Annotated in this window: 19 protein-coding genes; 9 read left to right on the top strand and 10 right to left on the bottom strand. The window is 72.9% G+C overall.

The features are described 5' to 3' along the window. The first annotated feature begins 67 nt into the window (after positions 1–67). Both ABD976_RS03025 and ABD976_RS03030 read left to right on the top strand, forming a co-directional pair. Entirely contained in the window at positions 68–952 is an 885-nt protein-coding gene (locus ABD976_RS03025; protein ID WP_345356724.1) for a phosphoribosylaminoimidazolesuccinocarboxamide synthase, read from the top strand. Positions 953–1294: 342 nt separating this feature from the next. Continuing rightward, complete coding sequence (locus ABD976_RS03030; protein WP_345356727.1) at positions 1295–1717, top strand: ATPase; 423 nt, start codon at positions 1295–1297, stop codon at positions 1715–1717. Between the two features lie 89 nt (positions 1718–1806). Here ABD976_RS03030 and ABD976_RS03035 read toward each other — a convergent pair whose 3' ends face one another. Then, positions 1807–2442: an MBL fold metallo-hydrolase gene (locus tag ABD976_RS03035; protein ID WP_345356730.1), complete on the bottom strand. Its 636-nt coding sequence runs from the start codon at positions 2440–2442 to the stop codon at positions 1807–1809. 258 nt (positions 2443–2700) lie between these two features. After that, complete coding sequence (locus ABD976_RS03040) at positions 2701–3699, bottom strand: NAD-dependent epimerase/dehydratase family protein (RefSeq protein ID WP_345356733.1); 999 nt, start codon at positions 3697–3699, stop codon at positions 2701–2703. A 211-nt stretch (positions 3700–3910) separates the two neighbouring features. Between ABD976_RS03040 and purS the strand changes: the two genes are divergently transcribed. From purS to purL, 3 genes are read left to right on the top strand one after another with little or no spacing between them, the layout of a single operon-like run. Next, positions 3911–4150 carry a phosphoribosylformylglycinamidine synthase subunit PurS gene (gene purS, locus ABD976_RS03045; protein ID WP_345356736.1) on the top strand — a complete coding sequence of 80 codons (240 nt, stop codon included), beginning with the start codon at positions 3911–3913 and terminating at the stop codon, positions 4148–4150. Then, the gene (gene purQ, locus ABD976_RS03050) at positions 4147–4824 is read left to right on the top strand and encodes a phosphoribosylformylglycinamidine synthase subunit PurQ (protein ID WP_345356739.1); all 678 of its coding nucleotides are present in this window, start codon (positions 4147–4149) and stop codon (positions 4822–4824) included. Before purS ends, purQ begins: the two co-directional genes overlap by 4 nt. Continuing rightward, positions 4821–7124, top strand: a complete 2304-nt coding sequence (purL, locus tag ABD976_RS03055) for a phosphoribosylformylglycinamidine synthase subunit PurL (RefSeq protein WP_345356742.1) — start codon at positions 4821–4823, stop codon at positions 7122–7124. Before purQ ends, purL begins: the two co-directional genes overlap by 4 nt. Positions 7125–7353: 229 nt before the next feature. On the opposite strand, the gene ABD976_RS03060 is transcribed toward purL, so the two are convergent. Both ABD976_RS03060 and ABD976_RS03065 read right to left on the bottom strand, forming a co-directional pair. Continuing rightward, on the bottom strand, positions 7354–8349 hold the full coding sequence (locus tag ABD976_RS03060) for a pentapeptide repeat-containing protein (RefSeq protein ID WP_345356744.1): 996 nt from the start codon (positions 8347–8349) through the stop codon (positions 7354–7356). A 125-nt stretch (positions 8350–8474) separates the two neighbouring features. After that, the gene (locus ABD976_RS03065; protein ID WP_345356746.1) at positions 8475–9209 is read right to left on the bottom strand and encodes a lysozyme; all 735 of its coding nucleotides are present in this window, start codon (positions 9207–9209) and stop codon (positions 8475–8477) included. A 544-nt stretch (positions 9210–9753) separates the two neighbouring features. On the opposite strand from ABD976_RS03065, the gene ABD976_RS03070 reads away from it, so the two are divergent. Continuing rightward, positions 9754–11913 (top strand): putative bifunctional diguanylate cyclase/phosphodiesterase, encoded by a 2160-nt coding sequence (locus ABD976_RS03070; protein ID WP_345356749.1) that lies wholly within the window; start codon positions 9754–9756, stop codon positions 11911–11913. Positions 11914–12097: 184 nt separating this feature from the next. Here ABD976_RS03070 and ABD976_RS03075 read toward each other — a convergent pair whose 3' ends face one another. The 3 genes from ABD976_RS03075 to ABD976_RS03085 all read right to left on the bottom strand — a co-directional run bounded on the left by ABD976_RS03075 (position 12098) and on the right by ABD976_RS03085 (position 15099). After that, positions 12098–14026 (bottom strand): glycoside hydrolase family 15 protein, encoded by a 1929-nt coding sequence (locus tag ABD976_RS03075; protein ID WP_345356752.1) that lies wholly within the window; start codon positions 14024–14026, stop codon positions 12098–12100. Positions 14027–14059: 33 nt separating this feature from the next. After that, the gene (locus ABD976_RS03080; protein WP_345356755.1) at positions 14060–14641 is read right to left on the bottom strand and encodes a type VII secretion system-associated protein; all 582 of its coding nucleotides are present in this window, start codon (positions 14639–14641) and stop codon (positions 14060–14062) included. 80 nt (positions 14642–14721) lie between these two features. Next, a complete protein-coding gene (locus ABD976_RS03085; protein ID WP_345356758.1) occupies positions 14722–15099 on the bottom strand; it encodes a PRC-barrel domain-containing protein in 378 nt (125 codons plus the stop codon). 438 nt (positions 15100–15537) lie between these two features. Here ABD976_RS03085 and ABD976_RS03090 point away from each other — a divergent pair, with 438 nt between their 5' ends. The 3 genes from ABD976_RS03090 to ABD976_RS03100 all read left to right on the top strand — a co-directional run bounded on the left by ABD976_RS03090 (position 15538) and on the right by ABD976_RS03100 (position 19264). Then, positions 15538–16545 carry a sodium:calcium antiporter gene (locus ABD976_RS03090; RefSeq protein WP_345356761.1) on the top strand — a complete coding sequence of 336 codons (1008 nt, stop codon included), beginning with the start codon at positions 15538–15540 and terminating at the stop codon, positions 16543–16545. 530 nt (positions 16546–17075) lie between these two features. Then, on the top strand, positions 17076–18239 hold the full coding sequence (locus ABD976_RS03095; protein ID WP_345356764.1) for a S8 family peptidase: 1164 nt from the start codon (positions 17076–17078) through the stop codon (positions 18237–18239). 317 nt (positions 18240–18556) lie between these two features. Next, positions 18557–19264, top strand: a complete 708-nt coding sequence (locus tag ABD976_RS03100; protein WP_345356767.1) for a DNA-binding response regulator — start codon at positions 18557–18559, stop codon at positions 19262–19264. Between the two features lie 94 nt (positions 19265–19358). Here the strand turns inward: ABD976_RS03100 and ABD976_RS03105 are convergent, their stop codons facing one another. The 3 genes from ABD976_RS03105 to ABD976_RS03115 form a co-directional block, all read right to left on the bottom strand. Beyond that, on the bottom strand, positions 19359–20147 hold the full coding sequence (locus ABD976_RS03105; RefSeq protein WP_345356770.1) for a sensor domain-containing protein: 789 nt from the start codon (positions 20145–20147) through the stop codon (positions 19359–19361). A 102-nt stretch (positions 20148–20249) separates the two neighbouring features. Beyond that, positions 20250–20654: a DUF4259 domain-containing protein gene (locus ABD976_RS03110; protein WP_345356773.1), complete on the bottom strand. Its 405-nt coding sequence runs from the start codon at positions 20652–20654 to the stop codon at positions 20250–20252. A 2-nt stretch (positions 20655–20656) separates the two neighbouring features. Beyond that, entirely contained in the window at positions 20657–22378 is a 1722-nt protein-coding gene (locus tag ABD976_RS03115) for a polymorphic toxin-type HINT domain-containing protein (RefSeq protein ID WP_345356776.1), read from the bottom strand. Positions 22379–22382 lie beyond the last annotated feature (4 nt).

Here is a 22382-nt window from a genome sequence, read left to right on the forward strand (position 1 = left end):
AGACGAGCCGCCGGTGCCCGACCGACCCGGTCGACCGGTGGCGGGGCCGGTGGGTGAGAATCCGCCCGTGGTCGCACTCGCCGAATACCCCCTGATCGCCGCGGGCAAGGTCCGCCAGCTGCACGCCGTCGACGACGAGCACCTGCTGCTCGTGGCCTCGGACCGCATCTCGGCCTACGACCACGTGCTGGACACGCCGATCCCGGACAAGGGCCGGGTGCTCACCGCGATGAGCGTGTTCTGGTTCGAGCTGCTCGCCGACCTGGTGCCGAACCACCTGGTCGCCGCCGACGACCCGCGCATCCCCGGCGAGGTGCGCGGCCGGGCGCTGCTGGTGCGGCGGCTGGACATGGTGCCGGTGGAGTGCGTGGCGCGCGGCTACCTCACCGGCTCGGGGCTCGCCGACTACCAGCGCACCGGCGCGGTCTGCGGGGTGCCGCTGCCCGACGGGCTGGTCGAGTCCGCCGCGCTGCCCGAACCGATCTTCACCCCGGCCACCAAGGCCGAGGTGGGCGCCCACGACGAGAACGTCAGCTTCGCCGCCGTCGCCGCCCAGGAGGGCGAGCAGCGCGCCGCCGAGCTGCGCGACCTCACCCTGCGGATCTACCGCCGGGCCGCCGAGCACGCCCGGGAGCGCGGCGTGGTGCTGGCCGACACCAAGTTCGAGTTCGGCACCGGCGCCGACGGATCGCTGGTGCTCGGTGACGAGGTGCTCACCCCCGACTCCTCCCGCTTCTGGCCCGCCGACCAGTACCGGCCCGGACGGGTCCAGCCCTCGTTCGACAAGCAGTACGTGCGCGACTGGCTGACCTCGGCGGAGTCCGGCTGGGACCGCGCCGCCGACGTCCCGCCGCCCCCGCTGCCCGAGCACGTCGTGGCCGCCACCCGGGACCGCTACGTCGAGGCCTACGAGCGGATCACCGGACACCGCTTCGCCGACTGGCCCGCCTGAGGGGTCTTTTCGGGATGCGGCGGAGCCGCATGCGGTGCGGCCGTCAACTTGCACCGCCGCCCGTGCTCGGACGTTACCGCTCAGCGGCCTTCTCGCGAGGACGCCCTGATGCCGTGCAGGGCGATCCATCAAGAAGGGCGCCCGGAGCGAGCAGGCCGCTGAGGTCCCGCCACCCGCACCGCCACGCAGGCCATTGGCGACAGCGGTCCTGAGCCGGGCTGTTCTCGCAGCGCAACGGCCCGCCGGTGGGATGAGAACGCCTTCATCCGGACTTCAGAGCAGACTCACGATCGGCCGCGAAGCTTGTCCTTGTCAGCACGAAGACGAGGGGAAGTGACCATCATGGGCATTCGGAACGCGAAGCGGGCAGTGATCATCCCGGCGGCGGCGCTCGCCGCGGCGGCGCTGTGCGGGGCGGGCGTGGCCATCGCCAAGGACACCGTGCCCGCCGACCCGGCCCCGGTGGCGGCGCAGGCCCCGATGCCGCCCGCGCCGGTCCCGCCGCAGGACTGCCGCGACGACGACCGGGACGACGACCGGGACGACCGGTTCGACGACCGCGATGACCGGGACGACCGGTTCGACGACGACTGCCGACCCGGCCAGGTCGACGACCGGCACGACGACGACCGCGACGACCGGCACGACGACCGGGACGACGACCGGGACGACCGGTTCGACGACGACCGCGATGACCGCGACGACCGCGATGACGACCGCGACGACCGGCACGACGACGACCACGACGACCGCGGCGACGACTGATCGGCCGGAGGCCGGGCCCCGGCGCTCGCCGCAGCGAGTGCACCGGGGGCCGACTCCTCGCGGCCGGGCGCCGGCCCGGCGGGCGGCGTTCAGACCGAGGTGGCCCGGCCGCGCTCCAGCACGTCGATCCGGGTGCCGGACGGCCCCAGCCGCTCGAACATCCCGTAGTGCATCTCGGGCCGGGCCAGCACCGCCTCGTGGATCGGCACCGCCGAGCGCGGCGCCACCTCGCGCAGGAAGTCCACCGCTTCGGAGACCTTCAGCCACGGCGCCCCGGTCGGCAGGCCGAGCACGTCGATCTCCTGCTGGGGGACGAAGAACGAGTCGCCCGGGTGGTAGAAGGCGCCGCCGTCGACGACGTAGCCCACGTTGTCGATCACCGGGATGTCCGGGTGGATGACGGCGTGCGCACCGCCGACCACGTCGATCGACATCCCGCCGAGCCGCAGCGCGTCCCCGGGGCGCGCGGTCTTCGGCTCCAGCCCCGAGTCGGCCAGCGACCCGGCGGAGTCGGCGTCGGCGACCAGCCGCGCGTCCGGGTTCGCGGTGAGCAGCGCGGGCAGCCGGTCCACGTCGAGGTGGTCGGCGTGCTGGTGGGTGACGAGCACCGCGTCGAGGTCGCGCAGGCCCTCGAAGTCCGAGGCGAAGGTGCCCGGGTCGATCAGCACCCGACCGGAGTCACCCTCCACCAGCACGCACGAATGACCGTAATGAGTGATCCGCACACCGTCTCCTTCCTGAGCGTCCGCCTATCGGACCCGCGTCGGCGCCTTCGACCCTCCCGCACCACCAGGCGAGGCGAGCGCGCGGCAGGTTCCGGGCGAGGGGCACCTTCATCCGGCATACCCGGGTGGAGGTGCCCCTCACTCAGCACCCTTCCGGGTGAGCCTCGCCCCGGATCCGAACGAGGTGAGGGGCACCCTTGTCCCAGATACTTGGGCAAGGGTGCCCCTCACTCATCTCACGTTCGGGTGAGCGAGTCCTCACCGGGTGTACCAGGTGCGGGTGGGCGTGGTGCGCAGGAGCTCGGCCTCCTCGTCGGGGGTGAGCCCGGCGCGGCGCTCCCGGTCGATGCCGCGGGCGCGCTCGGTCTCCAGCGCGGCGCGGGCCGTGTCGGCCAGCGGGCGGACCGGGAGCCCGGCCGCCAGGACCGGACCGGCGTCCCGGGCGGCCAGCCCCCGGTGGCTGTCCGGCAGCCACAGCGGTAGCGACTTCGGGCCGCCCCAGGGCTGCACCCCGGCCGCCGCCAGGTCCGCCGGGGCCGCCGCGACGAGTTCGGTGCCGGCCGGCGCCACCGCGTCGGCGAGGTCGGTGAGCAGCTCGCGCAGCGGGACGGCCGGTCCGATCGCGTCGTGCGTGCCGCCCCGCCCGTGCTCGGCGGCGTCCAGCACCCAGGCGACCAGGTCGCGCACGTCGACGTGCTGGATCGACTGCTCGGGGTCGTCGGGCACCAGCACCCGGCCGCCGCGCGCCATCCGCTGCGCCCAGTAGCCGAACCGGTCCGACTTGTCATCGGGTCCGGTGATCAGCCCGGGGCGGACCACGAAGGCGCCCGGGTGCGCGGCGCGGACGGCGTTCTCGCAGGCCACCTTGATGGCGCCGTAGATCGCCGGGTCGCGCTGGGCGTAGTCCTCGACGGTGGACTCGTCGGTGACCGGGTCGAGCACCTCGGGGCCCGGGACGAGCGTGTCGGCGTAGACGTTGATCGAGGACACGAAGGTCCAGTGCCCGGCCCGCAGCGACGCCAGCGCGTCGCGGACGTAGCCGTAGGACATGGTGGCGAGGTCCACCACGGCGTCGAACTCCGCGCCGACCAGCGGGCCGAGGCCCTCCCGCCGGTCCACCCGGACCAGCTCGGCGCCGTCGGGCACGTCGCCGCTGACGCCCCGCGCCGCGCAGGTCACCTCGTGCCCGCGGCGCACCGCCTCGGCGGCCACCGCGCGCCCGACGAAGGCCGTTCCGCCCAGAACCAGGATTCGCATGGGCACACACTGCACGCGATCGGCTGCCGAGGGCGACGGTTCTCGCTGTGGGCTGAACACCCGGGGTGAGGCAGGCCACCACCGACCCCCTGTCCGCGAGGGTGAACTCCCAGCTCAGTTACCCTTTGGCAGTATTGCTGGCCATCCGTCGGGCGGCAGTGAGCTGCGTTGCCTGCCCGGGCGGACCGCACGGAAACCGGGAGCTGCACCCGTGGCCCGAGTCGTTGTCGACGTCATGCCGAAGCAGGAGATCCTGGACCCGCAGGGACAGGCGGTGGCCAACGCGCTGCCGCGGCTCGGGTTCGACGGCATCTCCGGAGTCCGGCAGGGGAAGCGTTTCGAGCTGGAGGTCGCCGACTCCGTCGACGACGACACGCTCGCCCAGATCGCCGAGACCCTGCTCGCCAACCCCGTGATCGAGGACTTCACCGTGCGGCGGGTGGAGGCGTGAGCGCGCGGATCGGGGTCATCACCTTCCCCGGAACCCTCGACGACGTGGACGCCGCCCGGGCGGTGCGGCGGGCCGGCGGGGAAGCCGTGGCGCTCTGGCACGCCGACCACGACCTCAAGGGCGTGGACGCGGTGGTCGTGCCCGGCGGCTTCTCCTACGGCGACTACCTGCGCTGCGGCGCGATCGCGAAGTTCGCCCCGGTGATGACCGAGGTCGTCACCGCCGCGCACCGCGGGATGCCGGTGCTCGGCGTGTGCAACGGCTTCCAGATCCTCTGCGAGGCCGGTCTGCTGCCGGGCGTGCTCACCCGCAACGCCGGGCTGCACTACGTCTGCCGCGACCAGTGGCTGAAGGTGGAGAACAACACCAGCGCCTGGACCACCCGCTTCGACGCGGGCGCCGAGCTGCTCATCCCGATCAAGCACGGCGAGGGCAACTACATGGCCGACGCCGCGGTCCTCGACCAGCTCGAAGGCGACGGCCGGGTGCTGTTCCGCTACGCCGGGGACAACCCGAACGGTTCGCAGCGCGGCATCGCGGGGATCACCGACGAGCGCGGCCGGGTCGCGGGCATGATGCCCCACCCGGAGCACGCGATCGACCCGCTGACCGGCCCGACCGACGACGGCCTCGGCCTGTTCCTGTCCGCCCTCGACGCACTGGTGGCAGCGTGACCGACATCGTGGACGTCGACGGCCCAGCCGTCGACAGCGTGGAGCACGCGAAGGCGTCTCCCGAGCTCCCCCAGCCCTACCAGGAGCTGGGGCTCAAGGACGACGAGTACGCCCGGATCAAGGAGATCCTGGGCCGCCGGCCGACCGAGGCCGAGCTGGCGATGTACTCGGTGATGTGGAGCGAGCACTGCTCCTACAAGTCCTCCAAGGTGCACCTGAAGTACTTCGGCGAGACCACCACCGACGAGATGCGCGCCAAGATGCTCGCGGGCATCGGCGAGAACGCCGGGGTGGTGGACATCGGCGACGGCTGGGCGGTGACCTTCAAGCTGGAGAGCCACAACCACCCGTCCTACGTGGAGCCCTACCAGGGCGCCGCGACCGGGGTCGGCGGCATCGTCCGCGACATCATGGCGATGGGCGCGCGGCCGGTGGCGGTGGCCGACCCGCTGCGGTTCGGCCCGGCCGACGCCGAGGACACCGCCCGGGTGCTGCCCGGCGTGGTCGCCGGGGTCGGCGGCTACGGCAACTGCCTGGGGCTGCCCAACATCGGCGGCGAGGTCGTCTTCGACGACTGCTACGCGGGCAATCCGCTGGTCAACGCCATGTGCGTGGGCGTGATGAAGGTCGACGACCTGCACCTCGCGCACGCCAGCGGGACCGGGAACAAGATCGTCCTGTTCGGCGCCCGCACCGGGCTGGACGGCATCGGCGGGGTGTCGGTGCTGGCCTCCGAGACCTTCGAGGGCGACGAGTCCGGCTCCGGCCGCAAGAAGCTGCCCAGCGTGCAGGTCGGCGACCCGTTCGCCGAGAAGGTGCTCATCGAGTGCTGCCTGGACCTGTACCACTCCGGGCTGGTCGTGGGCATCCAGGACCTCGGCGGTGCCGGGCTGGCGTGCGCGACCTCGGAGCTCGCGGCGGCCGGTGACGGCGGGATGCGGGTGGACCTGGACCAGGTCCCGCTGCGCGCCACCGGGATGAACGCGGCCGAGATCCTCTCCAGCGAGTCGCAGGAGCGGATGTGCGCCGTGGTGCGCCCGTCCGATGTGGACGCCTTCATGGACGTCTGCCGCAAGTGGGACGTCACCGCCACCGTGATCGGCGAGGTCACCGACGAGGAGAACCTGCGGATCGACTGGCGGGGCGAGCTCGTCGTCGACGTGCCGCCGCGCACCGTCGCCCACCAGGGCCCGGTGTACGAGCGGCCGGTCGAGCGCCCCGCCGAGCAGGACCTGATCGCCGCGGACAACGCCGCCACCCTGGCGCGTCCGTCCACCCCGGACGAACTGCGGGACACCCTGCTGCGGATGGCCGCCTCGCCGAACCTGTGCTCCCGCGCGTGGGTCACCGACCAGTACGACCGCTACGTGCGGGGCAACACCGTGCTGGCCCAGCCCTCCGACGGCGGGGTGCTGCGGATCGACGAGGAGACCGGCCGGGGCATCGCCGTCGCCACCGACTGCAACTCCCGCTACACCCGGCTCGACCCGTACGAGGGCGCGAAGCTGGCGCTGGCCGAGGCCTACCGCAACGTGGCCACCACCGGCGCCACCCCGATGGCGGTGACCAACTGCCTGAACTTCGGCTCGCCCGAGGACCCGGGCGTGATGTGGCAGTTCCAGCAGGCGGTGCGCGGCCTCGCCGACGGCTGCCAGGAGCTCGGCATCCCGGTCACCGGCGGCAACGTCAGCTTCTACAACCAGACCGGGAACAAGGCGATCCTGCCGACCCCGGTGGTCGGCGTGCTCGGCACCATCGACGACGTCAGCCGCCGCATCCCCACCGGCATCGGCGGGGAGCAGGGCGAGACGCTGCTGCTGCTCGGCGAGACCCGCGAGGAGTTCGGCGGATCCGAGTGGTCCCGCGTCGCGCACGACCACCTCGGCGGCACCCCGCCGAAGGTCGACCTGGCGCGGGAGAAGCTGCTCGCCGAGGTCCTCGTGGCGGGCTCCCGCGACGGCATGATCTCCGCGGCGCACGACCTCTCCGAGGGCGGCCTGGCGCAGGCCCTGGTCGAGACGGCGCTGATCGGCGAGTGCGGCGCGCGGGTGGTGCTGCCCGAGGACGCGGACCCGTTCGTCTGGCTGTTCTCCGAGTCCGCGGGCCGGGTGCTCGTCGCCGTCCCGCGCAGCGAGGAACTGCGGTTCACCGACATGTGCACCGCCCGGGAGCTGCCCTGGACCCGGATCGGCGTCGCCGACTCCGGCTCGTCGAGCCTGGACGTCCAAGGCGTCGCCGACATCCCGCTGGCCGAGCTCAGCGAGGCCTGGGAAGGCACCCTCCCGGCCCTCTTCGGCTGACACCCCGATCGGCTGACCAACCGAAGGGGCGCCACCAGCGCTCCGTTCCAGGTGAGGGGCACCTTCATCCGGCATAGTCGGATGAAGGTGCCCCTCACTCATGTCCCGTCCAGGTGAACGGTGCCCATTCAGGTGAACGGTGCCGGTTCGTGAACCAGGTGAGGGGCACCCTTGTCCCAGTTACTTGGGCAAGGGTGCCCCTCACTCAGGTCCCGAACGGGTGGCGGGGTCAGAGGCCGGGGAGCGGGGCGTCGGTTCGCGGGGGTTGGGTCCAGGTGGTGCCCGCGAAGTCGGGGTCTTCGGCGAAATCGATCGCGCGGAGGTCCGCCGGTCCGGTGAACTCCGCGTCGCGGAAGGTGATCCGGTCGCCGAACCGGCTGCGGGCGAACTTCACCTCGCCCGCGAACACGGTCCGGTCGAAGCTCGCCGGGCCGGAGAAGTCCACGCCGCTGAACCACGCCCGGCCGTGGAACACCGCGTCCTCGCAGCGGACCCGCCCGGACAGCCGACCGGAACCGATCGTCGCGCCGGTGAGCCACACCGGGCCCAGGAACGCGCACCGGCTGAAGTTGTTGCTGCTGCGCAGCAGCGCGTGCCGCAGCACCACCGAGCCGATCTTGCGGTCGCTGAGGTCGAAGTACTCCAGCGCCGCGCCGGTGAGGTCGAGGTCGTAGGCGGGCGCCGCGTCGTCGTCGGCGGCGGGCAGCAGGTCGGTGATGAGCCGCTGCGCGGTGAGCCGGATGCCCAGCTTGCGGTCCGCTTCGTGCCGCTCGCGCTGCGACCACTCGGGTTCGCCGTCGGCGGCCTGGAGGGGGTCGTCGCCGTAGCGCGGGTGCAGGAACGGCCGGCGCAGGTAGGAGCACAGCACGTCGATCACCGTCCGGGTGTAGGCCGGATTCGTGCGCGCGAGCCCGGCCAGCGCGTGCAGCGCGCCCACCCGGACCTGGTCGGCCTCGCTGCCGAGCAGCTCCACGGCCCGCGCGAACCGCTCGTCGGCCACCCGGTCGTGCTCCAGCGCGTGCCGCTGCTCCTCGGTGCGGCGGCGCCGGTCGTTGAGCCAGAGGGCGTAGAGGGCGACGATGGATCCGGCGGCGAGCCCGCCGGTGCGCAGCGCGTCGGCCCCGGTGGCGCGGGGGTCGAGCAGCAGCAGCGCCGCGCTGATGCCGACCAGGGCCAGCACGGCGAGCACGATGGTCAGCACCAGCCCGACACGACGATCACCCATGCGCGTGATTGTGCCCGCGATGCCCCGGCGCCCGGGGCGTTTCCGGCGACCCGTCCGGCATCCGGGAGCGATGCCTGGACGGACCGCGGCGGGTCGTCGACGGCCCGCCGCGGTCGAGGGCCCGGTCAGCCGTTGGCCAGGGCCTGCAGCCGGTCGTAGGCGCCGTTGAACGAGTTCTGGTCCAGCGGCGAGGACGTGTACTGCCAGAACGTGTGGAATCCCCAGCCCACCGGGAGCGGGCCGACCGAGCCGGCGTAGCGGGCCACCCACAGCGGGTTGGTGTCGCCGAAGTCGGCGTTGACGCACTGGTTCCACCAGCTCGTGCTGGTGTAGATGACGGGCCAGCGGCCGGTGCGGGCGTGGTAGGTGTCGCTGAAGCTCTTGATCCAGGCGGTCATCTGCGACTGGTTGAGCCCGTAGCAGGTGCTGCCGTAGGGGTTGTACTCCATGTCGAGCGCGCCGGGCAGCGTCTTGCCGTCGCGGGACCAGCCGCCGCCGTTGTCGACGAAGTAGTTGGCCTGGGCCGCGCCGCTGGACCGGTCCGGCAGCGCGAAGTGGTAGGCGCCGCGGATCATGCCGATGTTGTAGGAACCGTTGTACTGCTGGGCGAAGTAGGGGTTCTCGTACCCGGTGCCCTCGGTCGCCTTGACGTAGGCGAAGCGCATCCCCTGGCCCCACCAGTGCGGCCAGTCCACGTTGCCCTGGTGGCTGCTGACGTCGATGCCGCGGACCGTGGCGAGCGGGTCGAGCCGGGGTTCCACGCCCGGTTCGCCGGAGCCTTCGTGCTTGCGGATCTGCGAGCCCATCGCGTGATCTTCGGTCGGAGTCCCGCTGGGCGGTTCGGTGACCTGCGTGCCCATCGCCTGCTCCTTCGCCGGAGGTGCTGTGCTTGCGTGCGCGGGCGCACAGAGGATCAGAGCGCCTGTGCAGAACATCGATAGTAGGAAGGCCCAGCGCGGGCGGCGAGCAGATCCACTCGGTCGGTACATCGCAACCTCTCGGGGTTTCGTAGCTGAGCGTCGCACGGGGAGTGACGCCTCTGCCCCGGAAGTGTGGCGAAGACTTTTCGCCCTCCCTAGCACCTGTGTTAGTTTTTCACCGCACTGGCCCAATCCGGACATCCGGTCGGGAAAGACGTGTCCCCGGTCGCGTGATGTGTTCCGCGCACAACCCGCCGCCGGGTTCGGGCGTCGACAAGAGCAAGACCCATTCACGCTTCCGGGGGCAGGCGGTCCGTCCCGCCCTCCGCACCGACGGCGGTCGCCCGGTGGCTCACCTGGCCTGCTCAGATGAGGTGGACGACGATTGCCCCGGGCGCGATACGAGGTTCGACCATCCGACCGATCCGGTCGTATGCTCCGGACAACGGCCCAGGCGAGTACGACGAGTGGAGGGCGCCCAGGCATGACTGGCTGGACCGCGCCGGTGCCCAGCGCTCAGGACTCGACCGCCGAGGTCACCCGCGGTGATCGGCAGCGCTTCGCGGCGGTGTGGGCGCAGAACCTGATGGGCACCAGCTACGTGCCGATGACCAGCGCCGAGGTGGAGAGCCGGTTGGCCGGCTACACCGATCGGCTGGTCGACGCGCTGCTCAGCGAGCCGTTCGACCCGGGCCCGGCCCGCTCCGTCGGCGTGGACCTCGTCGCGGTGCACTTCACCAGCGCCGAATCGCTCGGCCGCACCGTCGACCTGCTCGGCGCCGAGCTGCTCGGCGCGCTGCGGCTCGGCGGGGACGGCTGGCGCGACCGGGTCGCCGCGCTGCAAGGCGCGCTGTGCGCCGGGTTCCTCCAGGCCGCGCGCAAGCGGACGCTCGACGAGCAGGAGGCCATCCGGCAGGCCGTGCTGGACGCCCGGGACGCCGTCGAGCAGGCGTTGCGCACCAGCGAGGCCCGCTTCCGGGCGATCTTCACCGAGGCCGCGATGGGCATCGGCATCGCGGACATGACCGGGCACGTCCTGGAGGTCAACGACTCGCTGCGGCGCATCCTGGACCGCCCGGCCGAGGACCTGCGCCGGATGACCGTGCACGAGATGGTGCACCCCACCGACGACGCCGGGCTGTGGCGGATGTACGAGGAGCTGGTCCGGGGCGAACGCGACCAGTACCGGGTGGAGAAGCAGTTCCACCGCCCCGACGGCGGCACCGTGTGGACCGAGATGATCGTGTCCCTGGTGCGCGCCGAGGACGGGATGCCGCAGTTCCAGGTCTACATGGTCGAGGACGTCACCGAGCGCAAGCGCCTCCAGGAACGCCTGCGCCACCAGGCGATGCACGACCCGCTGACCACGTTGCCGAACCGGGCGCTGTTCCTGGAGCGGCTGTCCGAGGTGATGCACGACCACGCGCCCGACGAGCGGATCGCGCTGTGCTACATGGACCTCGACGGGTTCAAGGTGATCAACGACAGCCTCGGCCACCACGTCGGCGACGACCTGCTGCTGGCGGTCGGGCAGCGGCTGGAGCGCGCGGTGCGCGGCGACGACCGGCTGGTGGCCCGGATGGGCGGCGACGAGTTCGTCATCCTGATCCAGGGTTCGCCGGGCACCGAGCACGCCATCGAGGTCGCCGACACGGTGCTCGGCGCGCTGCGCGCCCCGTTCCGGATCGGCGGTCACGAGCTGTCGGTGTCGGCCAGCATCGGCATCGTGGACCGCCCGCTGGACGGCCAGAGCGCCGCGGCGCTGATGCGCGACGCCGACGTGACCCTGTACTGGGCCAAGGCCGACGGCAAGAACCGGTGGGCGCTCTACGACCACGAGCGCAACGCCAGCGAGGTCGCCCAGTTCCGGCTCTCGGCGAAGATGCCCGCCGCCCTGGAGGCCGGGGAGTTCTACGTCGATTACCAGCCGCTGATGGGCCTGCGGGAGCAGACCGTGGTCGGCGCCGAGGCGCTGGTCCGCTGGTGGCACCCGGAGTTCGGCAGGCTCGGCCCGGACAAGTTCATCGGGTTGGCCGAGGAGACCGGCCTGATCGTCGCGCTCGGCCGCTGGGTGCTGCGCCAGGCGTGCCTGCAGGCCAAGCGCTGGCAGGACGAGTTCGGCAACCGCGCGCCGTTCATCAGCGTGAACCTCGCGGTGCGCCAGTCCCGCGACCCGGGGCTGGTCGCCGACGTGGAGGCGATCCTCGCCGAGACCGGCCTGGCCCCGACCCAGCTTCAGCTGGAGCTCACCGAGAGCGCCATCATGGGCACCGCGGACGAGCCGCTGGACGCGCTGCGGGCGCTGTCCCGGATGGGCGTGCGGATCGCCATCGACGACTTCGGCACCGGGTACTCCAACCTGGCCTACCTGCGGCACCTGCCGGTGCACGAGCTCAAGATCGCGGGGTCCTTCATGGAGGGGCTGCGCGACGCGGAGCGGGCCGATCCGGTGGACGCGCGGATCGTCGGCACCCTCGTGGAGCTCGCGCACGCCCTCGGGCTCACCGTCACCGCCGAAGGCGTGGAGACGTTCGCGCAGGCGCGGCGGCTGGCCGACATCGGCTGCGAGACGGGTCAGGGCTACTTCTTCGCCAAACCCGGCCCACCGGAGGACCTGCGGGACTTCATCACCGCCCACCTCTGAGGACCCCGGTTCACCCGGAAGGGTCGTGAGTGAGGGGCACCCTTGTCCCAGTTACTTGGGCAAGGGTGCCCCTCACTCACGTTCCGAACGGGTGGTGCCCGGCGTTCGGCCGCGCGGTTCACCCGGATGGGAACCAGGTGAGGGGCACCCTGTACTCCGTGACGTGGTACAGGGTGCCCCTCACTCAGGTTCCGAACGGGGTGGCGCGGTCCTGGCCGAGGTGGTGGCCCTCGCGGCGGCGTTGCGCTGCTCGGCGGCGGCTGCGGTTGGCCCGGGTGGGGCCCAGGTAGAGCGTCGACGCGGCGTTGACCAGGCCGAGGTGGCTGAAGGCCTGCGGGAAGTTGCCGGTGAACCGCTCGGCCACCGCGTCGTACTCCTCGGCGAGCAGCCCGACGTCGTTGGTGAGCTCCAGCAGCCGCTCGAACATCGCCTCGGCCTCGTCCCGCTCGCCGATCTCGACCAGCGCCTCCACCATCCAGAACGAGCAGGCCAGGAACGAACCCTCCACACCGGACAGCCCGTCCACCGCGTGCCGCCGCGCGGCGGTGCTGTAGCGGTCGACCAGCACCCCGTCGTGCTGGAGCTCGCGCTGCACCGCGCGGACCGTGGCCACGATCCGCGCGTCGTCCCCGGGGAGGAAGCCGACGGTGGGCAGCAGCAGCGTGGCCGCGTCGAGCTCGGTCCCGCCGTAGAACTGGGTGAACGCGCCGACCTCGGAGTTCCAGCCGCGCTCCAGCACCTCGGCGTGCACGGCGTCGCGCAGCTCTCGCCAGCGCTCCACCGGACCGGGCAGGCCGTCCTCCTCGGCGGCGCGCACCGCGCGGTCGAAGGCCACCCAGACCATCACCCGGGAGTGGGTGAACATCCGCTCCGGGCCGCGCACCTCCCACAGCCCGCGGTCCGGGTGCTGCCAGATCCGCTCCAAGTGCTCCAGCATCCCGCGCTGCACGCCCCAGGACTCGGCGTTCTCGGTGACGCCGCGCTCCCGCGCCAGGTGCAGCGCGTCCATCACCTCGCCGTAGATGTCGAGCTGGCGCTGCCGGTAGGCGTCGTTGCCCAGCCGCACCGGACCGTTGCCGTGGTAGCCGGGCAGCCAGTCCGCCTCCCACTCCGGCAGGTGCCGCGCCCCGTCGATGCCGTACATGATCCGGACCTGCGACGGGTCGCCCGCCACGGCCCGCACCAGCCAGCGGCGCCAGGCCGCCGCCTCCTCGTAGCAGCCGAAGTTGTCCAGCGCGAGCAGCGCCATCGTGGCATCCCGCAGCCAGCAGTACCGGTAGTCCCAGTTCCGGTCGCCGGGGATCGCCTCCGGCAGCGACGTGGTGGGCGCGGCGACGATGCCGCCGGTCGGCGCGTAGGTCATCGCCTTGAGCGCCACCAGCGAGCGGTGCACCGCGTCCCGGTGCGGGCCGTCGTAGGTGATCCGCGAGCCCCACTCCCGCCAGAAGTCCTCGCTGTCCCGGATCTCCTGGTCGGGGTCCATCGGGGCGGGCAGGTCGTCCGGGTCGGGCGCCCACTGGAGCACCCAGGAGAAGCGCTCGCCCGCCGCGACGGTGCGGGTGAGCTGGTGCGCCCGCTCGTGCTCCACCCGGTGCGGCAGCAGGTCGCCGCGCAGCACCACCGAGTGCGGGCCGGCGATGGCGACGATGTACTCGTCGAGCACCGGCTCGGTCGCCCGCACCCGGTGGACCCACGGGATCGCCTCGCCGTAGGCGAACCGGATCACCCAGCGCATCCCGATCTCGACGTGCCCGGACACGCCTTCGACCGTCCGCACCAGGCACGGCTCGTCGCCCTGGTTCTTCTCGTGCGGCGGCATCGTGTCGATGAGCCGGACCACCCCGTCGTCGGTGTGGAACTCGGTCTCCAGCACCAGCGCGTCGCCCCGGTACCGGCGCCGGACCTCGCGCACCGGGCCGGTCGGGGCGATCTGCCAGTGGCCTTCCGCGTCGCCGCCGAGCAGGCGGCAGAAGCACGAGGGCGAGTCGAACCGGGGCAGGCACAGCCAGTCCACCGAGCCGTCGCGACCGATCAGCGCGGCGGTGCGCAGGTCGGACACCAGCGCGTAGTGCTCGATGGGTCCGGGGCCGGCCCGGAGGCGATCAGTGCTCATGCCGCCGAGGCTAGGCACCTCCCTCGATGGTGGCTACCGGCTCGCGGCGGCCTCGGCCAGCACGCTGTTCGGGATGACCGCCTGCACCGCGTCGGTCAGGTTCAGCCCGAGGTCCAGCCCGCCGAGCAGCGCGGGCAGGTCGGCGCCCGCGACCCGGCGCGCGCCCGGCCAGTCCGCGGGCACCCGCGACTCGGACGTGCAGGCCGGGACGAGCTGGCTGCCGTCGGACATCTCCGCCGCGTAGACCGCCTCGGCATCGCCCGCGTCCTCGGGCGAGTACAGCAGCACCTCGCCGTCGAGCACCGCCTCGGGCAGCCGGTCCTCCGGCAGCTCGCCGTTGGCGATGCCCTGGAGCACCTCCTCCAGCGAGTTCGTCGGCTCCGGCAGCTCGCCCGCCAGTTCGGAGGGCTCGTAGGCGGAGTTGAACTGGAACTCCTCGTCGATGTCGCCGTTGTCGTCGATGTAGTAGGCGCCGACGACGCCTTCCGGCGGCACGTCGTCCCCGGAATCCTGGTAACCCGGGTCGACGATGTAGAGCCAGTTCCCCGGGTTCTCCCGGGCGTAGTCGCGCATCGCGTCGGTGATCGGCGGTGCGCCCTGCTCGCTCGGCTGCATGCGTTGCTCCGTCCTGGGCCGGTCGGACCGGCCGTCGTGGCTCCCGGTGGGTGCACCGGCTGTTGCCACCGAGGGTGCCATCAGCCGCCGGGCGTGCCGGGTGGACGGTGGCTCACGGCACCCGGGGTCCTCGGCGCGGGGATGCGGTCGTAGTGGTGCTGGAGGGCGCTCTCCTGCTCTTGGAGCAGGTCACCGCGCTCGGTGTCCACGAACGGTGCGCGCCGGACCACGTCGCGGCTCACCGCGACGGTGACCCGGGCGCCGTCGAAGGCCGCCCCGTCCAGCGGGACGAAGGTCTCGTTGGTGCCGAAGAGCCCGGTCTGGACGGTGATCCAGGCGGGCTCCTCGGTGCTGTCGTCGAGGAACAGGTCCCCGACGATGCCGATCCGCTGCCCCGCCGGGTCGACGACCTCGCACCCGTACATGCGCAGCGCTTCCCGCTGTCCGATCGTGGTCATCGCGCCTCCCCCCGGGTCCCAGTCTCCCCCGGAGCACGCCCGCCCGGCACTTCGGAACCGGTTCGAGGGAGCCGCGAACGGGTAAGGCCCCAGCGAAGGCCCAACCACCGACCGAGCACCACCCGACCACCGACCGACTACGAGCCGACCACCGTCAGGCAAGCGGCGAAGCCGCTTCCGCTTTGCCCCACGCACGCAGCTCGCACCGCCGCGGGTTCTCAGCGGTCTTCTCGCGAGGACAGCCGCGACGCTGTGTACGGGGTGGTACATGAGGAGCGGCTCCCGGAGCGAGAAGGTCGCTGAGGTTCCGCCACCGGCACCGCTGAGCAACGGGACCACGGCACCTTCCACCGCGAGAAGGCCGCTGAGGTTCCGCTACCGGCACCGCTCCGCAAAAGGACCACAACGGACGAGGAGATACTGCTGGGGACTTGGTCTTTGCCTGTCAGCTTGGTCGTCTTCGCCGTGGCGGCGACCGCGACGGTGCTCGGCGCGGTGCGGATGGCCCGGCTCGGCGACGTGCTGGCCGATCGCACCGGGTGGGGCGAGGCGGTCTTCGGCGCGCTGTTCTTCGGGGCCACCACCTCGTTGTCCGGGATCGTGATCACCGCGGTCACGGCGGCCGGTGGAAGCCCGACCCTGGCCTACAGCAACGCGGTCGGCGGGATCGCGGCGCAGACCGTCGCGATCGCGGTCGCCGACCTGTTCCACCGGCGGGGGAACCTGGAGCACGCCGCCGCGTCGCTGACCAACATCCTGTTCGGCTGCCTGCTGATCGGGATGCTGGTGCTGGTCGTGCTGGCGAGCTTCGTGCCGCCGGTCGTGGTCGCCGCGATCCACCCGGTGTCGTTCCTGCTGGTCGCGGTCTACGTCGGCGGGCTGCTGCTGATCCGCCGCAGCGGGGACCGGCCGATGTGGCGGGCGGTGTTCACCCGGACGACGCAGCGGGACGAGCCGGTCGACGACGGTGCCGATCCGCGCCGGGCGCGGACCATCTGGCTGGAGTTCACCGCGGTCGGGATCGCGGTCGGCACCGGCGGGGCGGCGCTGGCCGTGGCCGCGGAGGGGATCGTGGCCGCCACCGCGCTCGGCGAGGGTTTCGTCGGCGCGGTGCTGCTCGGGATCGTCAACGGGCTGCCCGAGGCGGTCACCGCGATCGCCGCCGTGCGCCGGGGCGCCCTGACCCTCGCGATCGCCGCGATCCTCGGCGGCAACTGCTTCGACGTGCTCAACGTGGCGATCGGCGACGTCGCCTTCCGCGGCGGTTCGCTCTACCACGCGGCCGGACCCGACGAGCTGTTCCTCACCCTGGCCAGCGCGCTGATGACGGTGATCGTGATCACCGGTCTCCTCGTCCGGCAGGACCGGGGGCCGGGCCGGGTCGGGTTCGAGGGGATCGCCCTGCTCGGCACCTACGCGGCCATCATCGCGGTCCTCGCGAACTGACGCGTCCGTGTCCTGCCCACGCCCGTTCGGCACCCGAAAGGTGAGCAGGTGAGGGGCACCCTTGCCCAAGTAACTCGGACAAGGGTGCCCCTCACTCACTTCCCGAACGGGTGGTGCCGGACGCGCCGACGCGTGCGGCGGGGACCGGCTCACCCGTTCGAGCTCTGAGTGAGGGGCACCCTGTACCACGTCACTTGGTACAGGGTGCCCCTCACTCGCTGGTTGCCACCCGGTCGGGGGTGGGGGTGCGGGGGCGTAACGTCGCGGGGTTTCCGGGCGATGCTCGATGCGGTGAGTTCTGCCCGGATATTTCGCCCAAGCCGGGGCAAAACGCCGCGACGTGCGGAAACGCCAGCGGGCGTTCCCGCTCGGTGCCGCGGGGGTTGGGAAAGTCTTCACCCGGCTTACCGATTGAGTGGCAACAATTCGCCAACATCACCCTTTCGTGTGGTCATCCCGGTTACGTTCCGAAATGCCAAGCCGTCAGGTTCCGCTCGGCCCCACCCGAGCGGCACTGAAGGAGGAACCACATGAAGAAGCTGTTCTACGGCACCGGTGCGGGTGTCGCCGCGGCAGCGATGGTCTTCGCGGCCGCTCCGGCGGGCGCCGAGCCCCTCCTCGCCCCGCTCACCCTGCACCCGCAGGCCAAGGACGCGGGCGGCCAGGACACCTACCTCGTCAACCTCAAGGACGGCATCGCCGCCCAGGGGGTCGCCGAGGAGCTCGGCGTGCAGGCCCGCAACGTCTACTCCGCCACCATGAACGGGTTCTCGGCCACGCTGACCGCCGAGCAGCTCGAGGACGTCCGCTCCAGCGGCAAGGTCGAGGGCGTCTCGCAGAGCTACTCGATCCAGGTGGAGCCCAGCGACGCCGCCGCCGTCGACTCCTGGGGCCTGGACCGGCTCGACCAGCCGCAGCTCCCGCTCGACGACACCTACGCTCCGGCCGGCGACGGCTCGGGCGTGACCGCCTACATCCTCGACACCGGCATCGACCCCTCCCACCCCGGCTTCGGCGGGCGCGCGTCGGTCGGCTTCGACGCCACCGGCGGCGACGGGCAGGACGGCCACGGCCACGGCACCCACGTCGCGGGCACCATCGGCGGCGACACGCACGGCGTCGCCACGGGCGCCGAGCTGGTCGGCGTGAAGGTGCTCAACGACAACGGCAGCGGCACCACCGAGCAGATCGTGTCCGGCATGGAGTGGGTCGCGCAGAACGCCAGCGGCCCGTCCGTGGCGAACATGTCGCTCGGCGGCCCGAAGGACCCGGCGCTCGACGAGGCGGCCACCGCCCTGGTCGACAGCGGCGTGTTCCTCGCCGTCGCGGCGGGCAACGAGGGCCAGGACGCCGAGAACGTGTCCCCGGCCAGCGCCGAGGGCGTGTTCACCACCGCGGCCTCCGACCAGAACGACGGCTCCGCCAGCTTCACCAACTTCGGCTCCACCGTCGAGGGCTACGCGCCCGGTGTGGACATCGTCTCGCTCGCTCCCGGTGGCGGCACCGACACCATGAGCGGCACCTCGATGGCCAGCCCGCACGTCGCGGGCGTCGGTGCGCTGTACCTGGCGGCCAACGGCGGCGCGACCCCGGCCGACGTCATCTCCGGGCTCCAGGGCCAGGCGGCGACCGACGTCATCCAGGGCGCCCCGTCCGGCACCATCGCCGACCTGCTCCAGATCGGCGACCTCTGATCGCGAGCACGCCCGTGGACCGGCCCTTCCTGCACCGCCAGGGAGGGCCGGTCGCGTCCGGCTGGTGCGTTCAGGGGTGGATCGCTGGGCCGGTCGGGGTCAATCGGAGGTCGACCAGGGCGAACCGTCGAAAGTCGGTTACCCCGTTCCGCCCCGCTCGATACGTTGACGACGTCGGGGGTTTCGATGCCCGCGGGCCCAGGCCGCGGTGCTAAGTGAGGTGTGCTGTGCTACCCGGATACCCGGACACGCTGGAACAGACCCAGCCGCCGGTCGCGGGACCAGCGGAGACCGGTCAGGCAACGGCCCGAGCCCATGTGGAGGCGCGCGCCGCGGTCGCCTCGGTCGCCCGGGACGCCCGCTCGCACAGCGGCACCGGCGGGGTGCTCCAGGTCGTGCACGGCCCCAAGCGCGTCGGCTGGGCCGCCTACGAGCTGCAGAGCAACGCCACCACCCTCGTGCAGGGCGTCGCGAAACCCCCCTACGTCACCACGGGTCCGCTGGACTCGCTGGAATCCCGCAAGCTCGCCGAAGGCGTGCGCTACCAGGTGCTCTACGACCGCTCCGCGCTCGCCCGGCCGCCGCAGCTCGACATCACCACCAAGCTCGTCGCGCTCGGCGAGCAGGCGCGGGTGATCCACGTCGCGCCCACCAAGCTCATCATGGTCGACGGCGAGATCGCGCTGCTGCCGCTGACCGTCAGCGAGAACTCCATCGAGAGCGCCGTGGTCGTGCGCAGCTCGGCCATGCTCGCCGCCATCGCCCGCATCTTCGAGGACCTCTGGCGCTTCGCCGCGCCGTTCAGCGCCGCGCACGACGTCTCCGGCGGTGAGGTCCAGCCCACCGAGGAGGAGCGCTGGATCCTCTCGCTGCTCGCCTCCGGCGCCACCGACGACACCATCGGCCGCCTGATGGGCTTCAGCGCCCGCACCGCGCACCGCCGCGTCCGCGAGCTCATCGCCCGCCTCGGCGTCGAAACCCGCTTCCAGGCAGGCATGCAAGCCGTGAAGCTCGGCTGGTTGTGAGGGCGGAAGCGGCCGAGCCGCTGTGCGGTGCGGCCGTCGACCCGCACCGCCGCTGAGGCAAGGCCCCGCACCTGGTCCTCCAACAGGTGGGTGGTCAGGCGCCTGCCCGGCCGAAGAACCGTTCGGCGAGCCGCGCCGTGGCCGGGGCACCGTCACCGGCTTGGCAGACCGAGACCTGCAGGACGCTCGACCCCTCCAGCCGGGCCTGCCGGAAGCAGGCCCACGGGGCGCCGTCCTGGAACCCGATCCAGATCAGCACGTCCGGGCTGGTCGTGTAGACGCCGTAGGACCAGGACGAGGTGGTCTCGCCGATCCGCCGGGCGGCGTCGCAGCCGCTGACCCCGTCGCTCAGCGCGCCGAACACCTCGGTGGCGCGCGCCCGGTCCGGGTAGGTGCCGATCACCTGGGTCACCACGGTGGACTCCGCGGAGTCCTGGTAGGTCGCCGAGTGGAACCGCGTCCACCCGGGGGCGTAGACCGCCCGCGTCGTGGGTCCGGCGGCGACCGCGCACTCCGGCGGATCGGCCCGCGGCGGTGGTGGTGGTTCGCTCCGGCTCGCACCGGCGTGCAGCGGGACGCCCACCGCATCGCCGGCCTCGGCGGGCGTGAGCACCTCCGCCCGCACCGCGCCCGGGATCGCGCGCATCACCGCGGGCCAGGCGATCCACGCCACCAGCGCTGCGATCACCGCGAACTGCACGGCGGCGATGACCACCCAGAGGCGGCGGCGCGGTCGGCGCGGTTCGGGTTGCGGTGGTGGCGGTGGGGAGTACGGCCAGGGGTGCGGTTGCGGCGGGCCCCAGTCCGGCGGGGCGGGCGGCCTCGGGAACGGACGTGCGGGGGTGCGCTCCCCATCGGGCGGTGGGCTCTGCGGCACCGGCATCACTCCTGCACAGTCGCGGCGCGGAAGGCCCAGGAGGGCTCGTGCGCAAGCATAGTCGCCCGCTCGGCGTCGAGATCCCCCGCGCAGCTCGCGAAATTCCCCTCAGCTCCCGGTGGCTTCCCGCCGGAGGCGTTCGACCTCGGCCCGCCAGGAGTCGCCGAGCCCGGCGTCCGCCCACAGCCCGCGGACCTCGGAATCCGGGGCCAAGGCCCGGGAAAGCGCCGGGGGGATCAAGCCGACGAGATCCGCGGGCGGCTCCGGCAGGGTGAGGTCGGCGTCGGCGAGCACCACCGCCGCGCCGCCGCGTCGCGCCAGGACCAGGGCCGCGGCGGCGATGGCGGCTTCGGCGGTGTCGCGTTCCAGGTAGTCGCCCGGGGGGACGTCGGCGGCCGAGCGCAGCGCTGCGCGGAGCGCGTCGACGGCCTGCTCCGGGGCCAGTTCCCGCAGGTCGTCGCAGAGGTCCAGCGCGGAGTCGTTGTCCAGCGGACCGGTTCCGGAGGCGCTCACCCTCACCCCCACCGGGCCAGGAAGTCGCGGGCCGCGCTCAGGTACTCGTCGTACCTCGGGTTGTCGCGGCGGATCGCCCGCTGGTTGGCCAGCACGGGCGAGTAGCGGTTCTCGGCCATCTGCTCCAATCCCCTCCGCGCTGCTCGGCTGTCGGTCCGGTAGAGCACCACCGGCGTCAGCTCCGGGTAGTTGCGCTGGTGCGTGGCCAGCCGGGACCGCAGGTTCTTCGCCATCCCGGTGCGCACCACGATCCCGCTCGCCGACAGCAGGGCGTAGACGCCTCCCGCGGCGTTCGGGTCGCCCAGGGCGCGGTGGTCGGTGCCGAGCCGCGACGGTTGCGGGCAGGGCGCGCTGTTGTGCACCAGGACCGGGGTGCCGGCCGCGAGCACATAGTACGTGCGGAAGTCGGCGACGGAGAGGTTGTGGACCGTCCGGTGCTGCTGGACCGGGGAGTTGGCGGTGACCCGCACCGGCGCGCGGTCGGGGGTGCTGCTCAGCACCTGACCGGGGCGCAGTTCGCCGGCCTCGACCCAGGTTCGGCGGCCGGGGTCCCAGAACGGGTGGTCGGCGGTGGTCGTCAGCGTCGCGCCGCCGATCGTGAGCCGCTGGAGGTCCTTCCGGCCGGTGTCCGCGCTCAGCGCCGTGACGGGCCGGGGCGCGGTGCGGCCGGTGACCGGGTCCGTCGAGCGCACCAGGTCCCCGGGGCGGATCAGCTCGATCGGTCGGCTGCTGCCGTCGGCGAGCAGGACGCGGGTGCCGGGGGCGAAGCTGTTCGGCACCGGGCACCGGTCGGGCCTGCGGCGCGGGACGGTGGTGACCTCGTCGACGGTGACGCGCTGGCCGTCCCGAACCGCCACGGCACCACCGCGCGCGACGGCGCGGTCGAAGTTCTGCTCCGCGGCGGAACGCGGGCCCACCACCAGGGCGGTGTAGGTCCCGGACGGTTTGGGGACCAGCCCGGCGAACAGGCAGCGCGGTCGCAGCCCGGCGGCCTGGCCGACCGGCAGGCCACCCACCGCGCGGGGCGAGAGGGTCGCGGTGCCGGGCCGCATGTCGACCTCGACCCCGTGGCGCTCGGCGTAGTCGTCGAGCGCCGCCGCCTCGTCCTGCCGGGACGTCGGATCGCCCCGGGTCGCCCGGTCGCCCGGCGGGCGGGCCGGGTCGCCACCCGGGGCCTGCCGCACCGTTTCCGGGAGTTCCCCGAGCGAGTCGACCAGGGCTCCGGCCCACTGCCGGAGGAGCTGCTGGCGCTGCCCCGGAAGCGCGGTGCGGTCGTGGTCGAGCTGCGCCTGCCGGGATTCGAGCCGTGCCTCCTCGGAGGCGAGCGCACCGCTCTCGGCGGAGAGGGCGCCGTCCTCGGCCAGCAGGCGCGCCTGTTCGGCGTTGAGCGCGGCGGCCCGGGAGTTGAGGGCCCGCGCCACCGCGGGCGGCGCCCCGTTCGGGTACTGGTCCACCTCCGCGTTGTGCGCGTCGATCCGCCTGCGCACCGAGTCGAGCCGGGCCGCGACGTCGCGGGACCGCGCGTCGTGCGCGCCGGTCCGCGCCCGCAGCGACGTCTCGGCCGCCCGGAGTTCGGCTTCCCGGCGCGGCAGGGCGGCGAGCCGCTGGTCCACCGCCGCGACCCGCTCGCCGAGGTGGGCGGCGCTGCCGGCGTCCGGCGTGCCGGGGAGCGCGGCGGCGCTGGCGGTGCCGAGGACCAGCGACAGCACCAGGGTCAGGAGCACGGGC

Source organism: Saccharopolyspora cebuensis (genome assembly GCF_039542665.1).
Classification (GTDB): domain Bacteria; phylum Actinomycetota; class Actinomycetes; order Mycobacteriales; family Pseudonocardiaceae; genus Saccharopolyspora; species Saccharopolyspora cebuensis.

What these genes read in the sequence shown, in the direction of transcription:
- ABD976_RS03030 (WP_345356727.1), top strand. Translation starts at nt 1,295, where the DNA reads ATGGGCATTCGGAACGCGAAGCGGGCAGTGATCATCCCGGCGGCGGCG.
- ABD976_RS03040 (WP_345356733.1), bottom strand. Translation starts at nt 3,699, where the DNA reads ATGCGAATCCTGGTTCTGGGCGGAACGGCCTTCGTCGGGCGCGCGGTG.
- ABD976_RS03060 (WP_345356744.1), bottom strand. Translation starts at nt 8,349, where the DNA reads ATGGGTGATCGTCGTGTCGGGCTGGTGCTGACCATCGTGCTCGCCGTG.
- ABD976_RS03065 (WP_345356746.1), bottom strand. Translation starts at nt 9,209, where the DNA reads ATGGGCACGCAGGTCACCGAACCGCCCAGCGGGACTCCGACCGAAGAT.
- ABD976_RS03070 (WP_345356749.1), top strand. Translation starts at nt 9,754, where the DNA reads ATGACTGGCTGGACCGCGCCGGTGCCCAGCGCTCAGGACTCGACCGCC.
- ABD976_RS03075 (WP_345356752.1), bottom strand. Translation starts at nt 14,026, where the DNA reads ATGAGCACTGATCGCCTCCGGGCCGGCCCCGGACCCATCGAGCACTAC.
- ABD976_RS03080 (WP_345356755.1), bottom strand. Translation starts at nt 14,641, where the DNA reads ATGCAGCCGAGCGAGCAGGGCGCACCGCCGATCACCGACGCGATGCGC.
- ABD976_RS03085 (WP_345356758.1), bottom strand. Translation starts at nt 15,099, where the DNA reads ATGACCACGATCGGACAGCGGGAAGCGCTGCGCATGTACGGGTGCGAG.
- ABD976_RS03095 (WP_345356764.1), top strand. Translation starts at nt 17,076, where the DNA reads ATGAAGAAGCTGTTCTACGGCACCGGTGCGGGTGTCGCCGCGGCAGCG.
- ABD976_RS03105 (WP_345356770.1), bottom strand. Translation starts at nt 20,147, where the DNA reads ATGCCGGTGCCGCAGAGCCCACCGCCCGATGGGGAGCGCACCCCCGCA.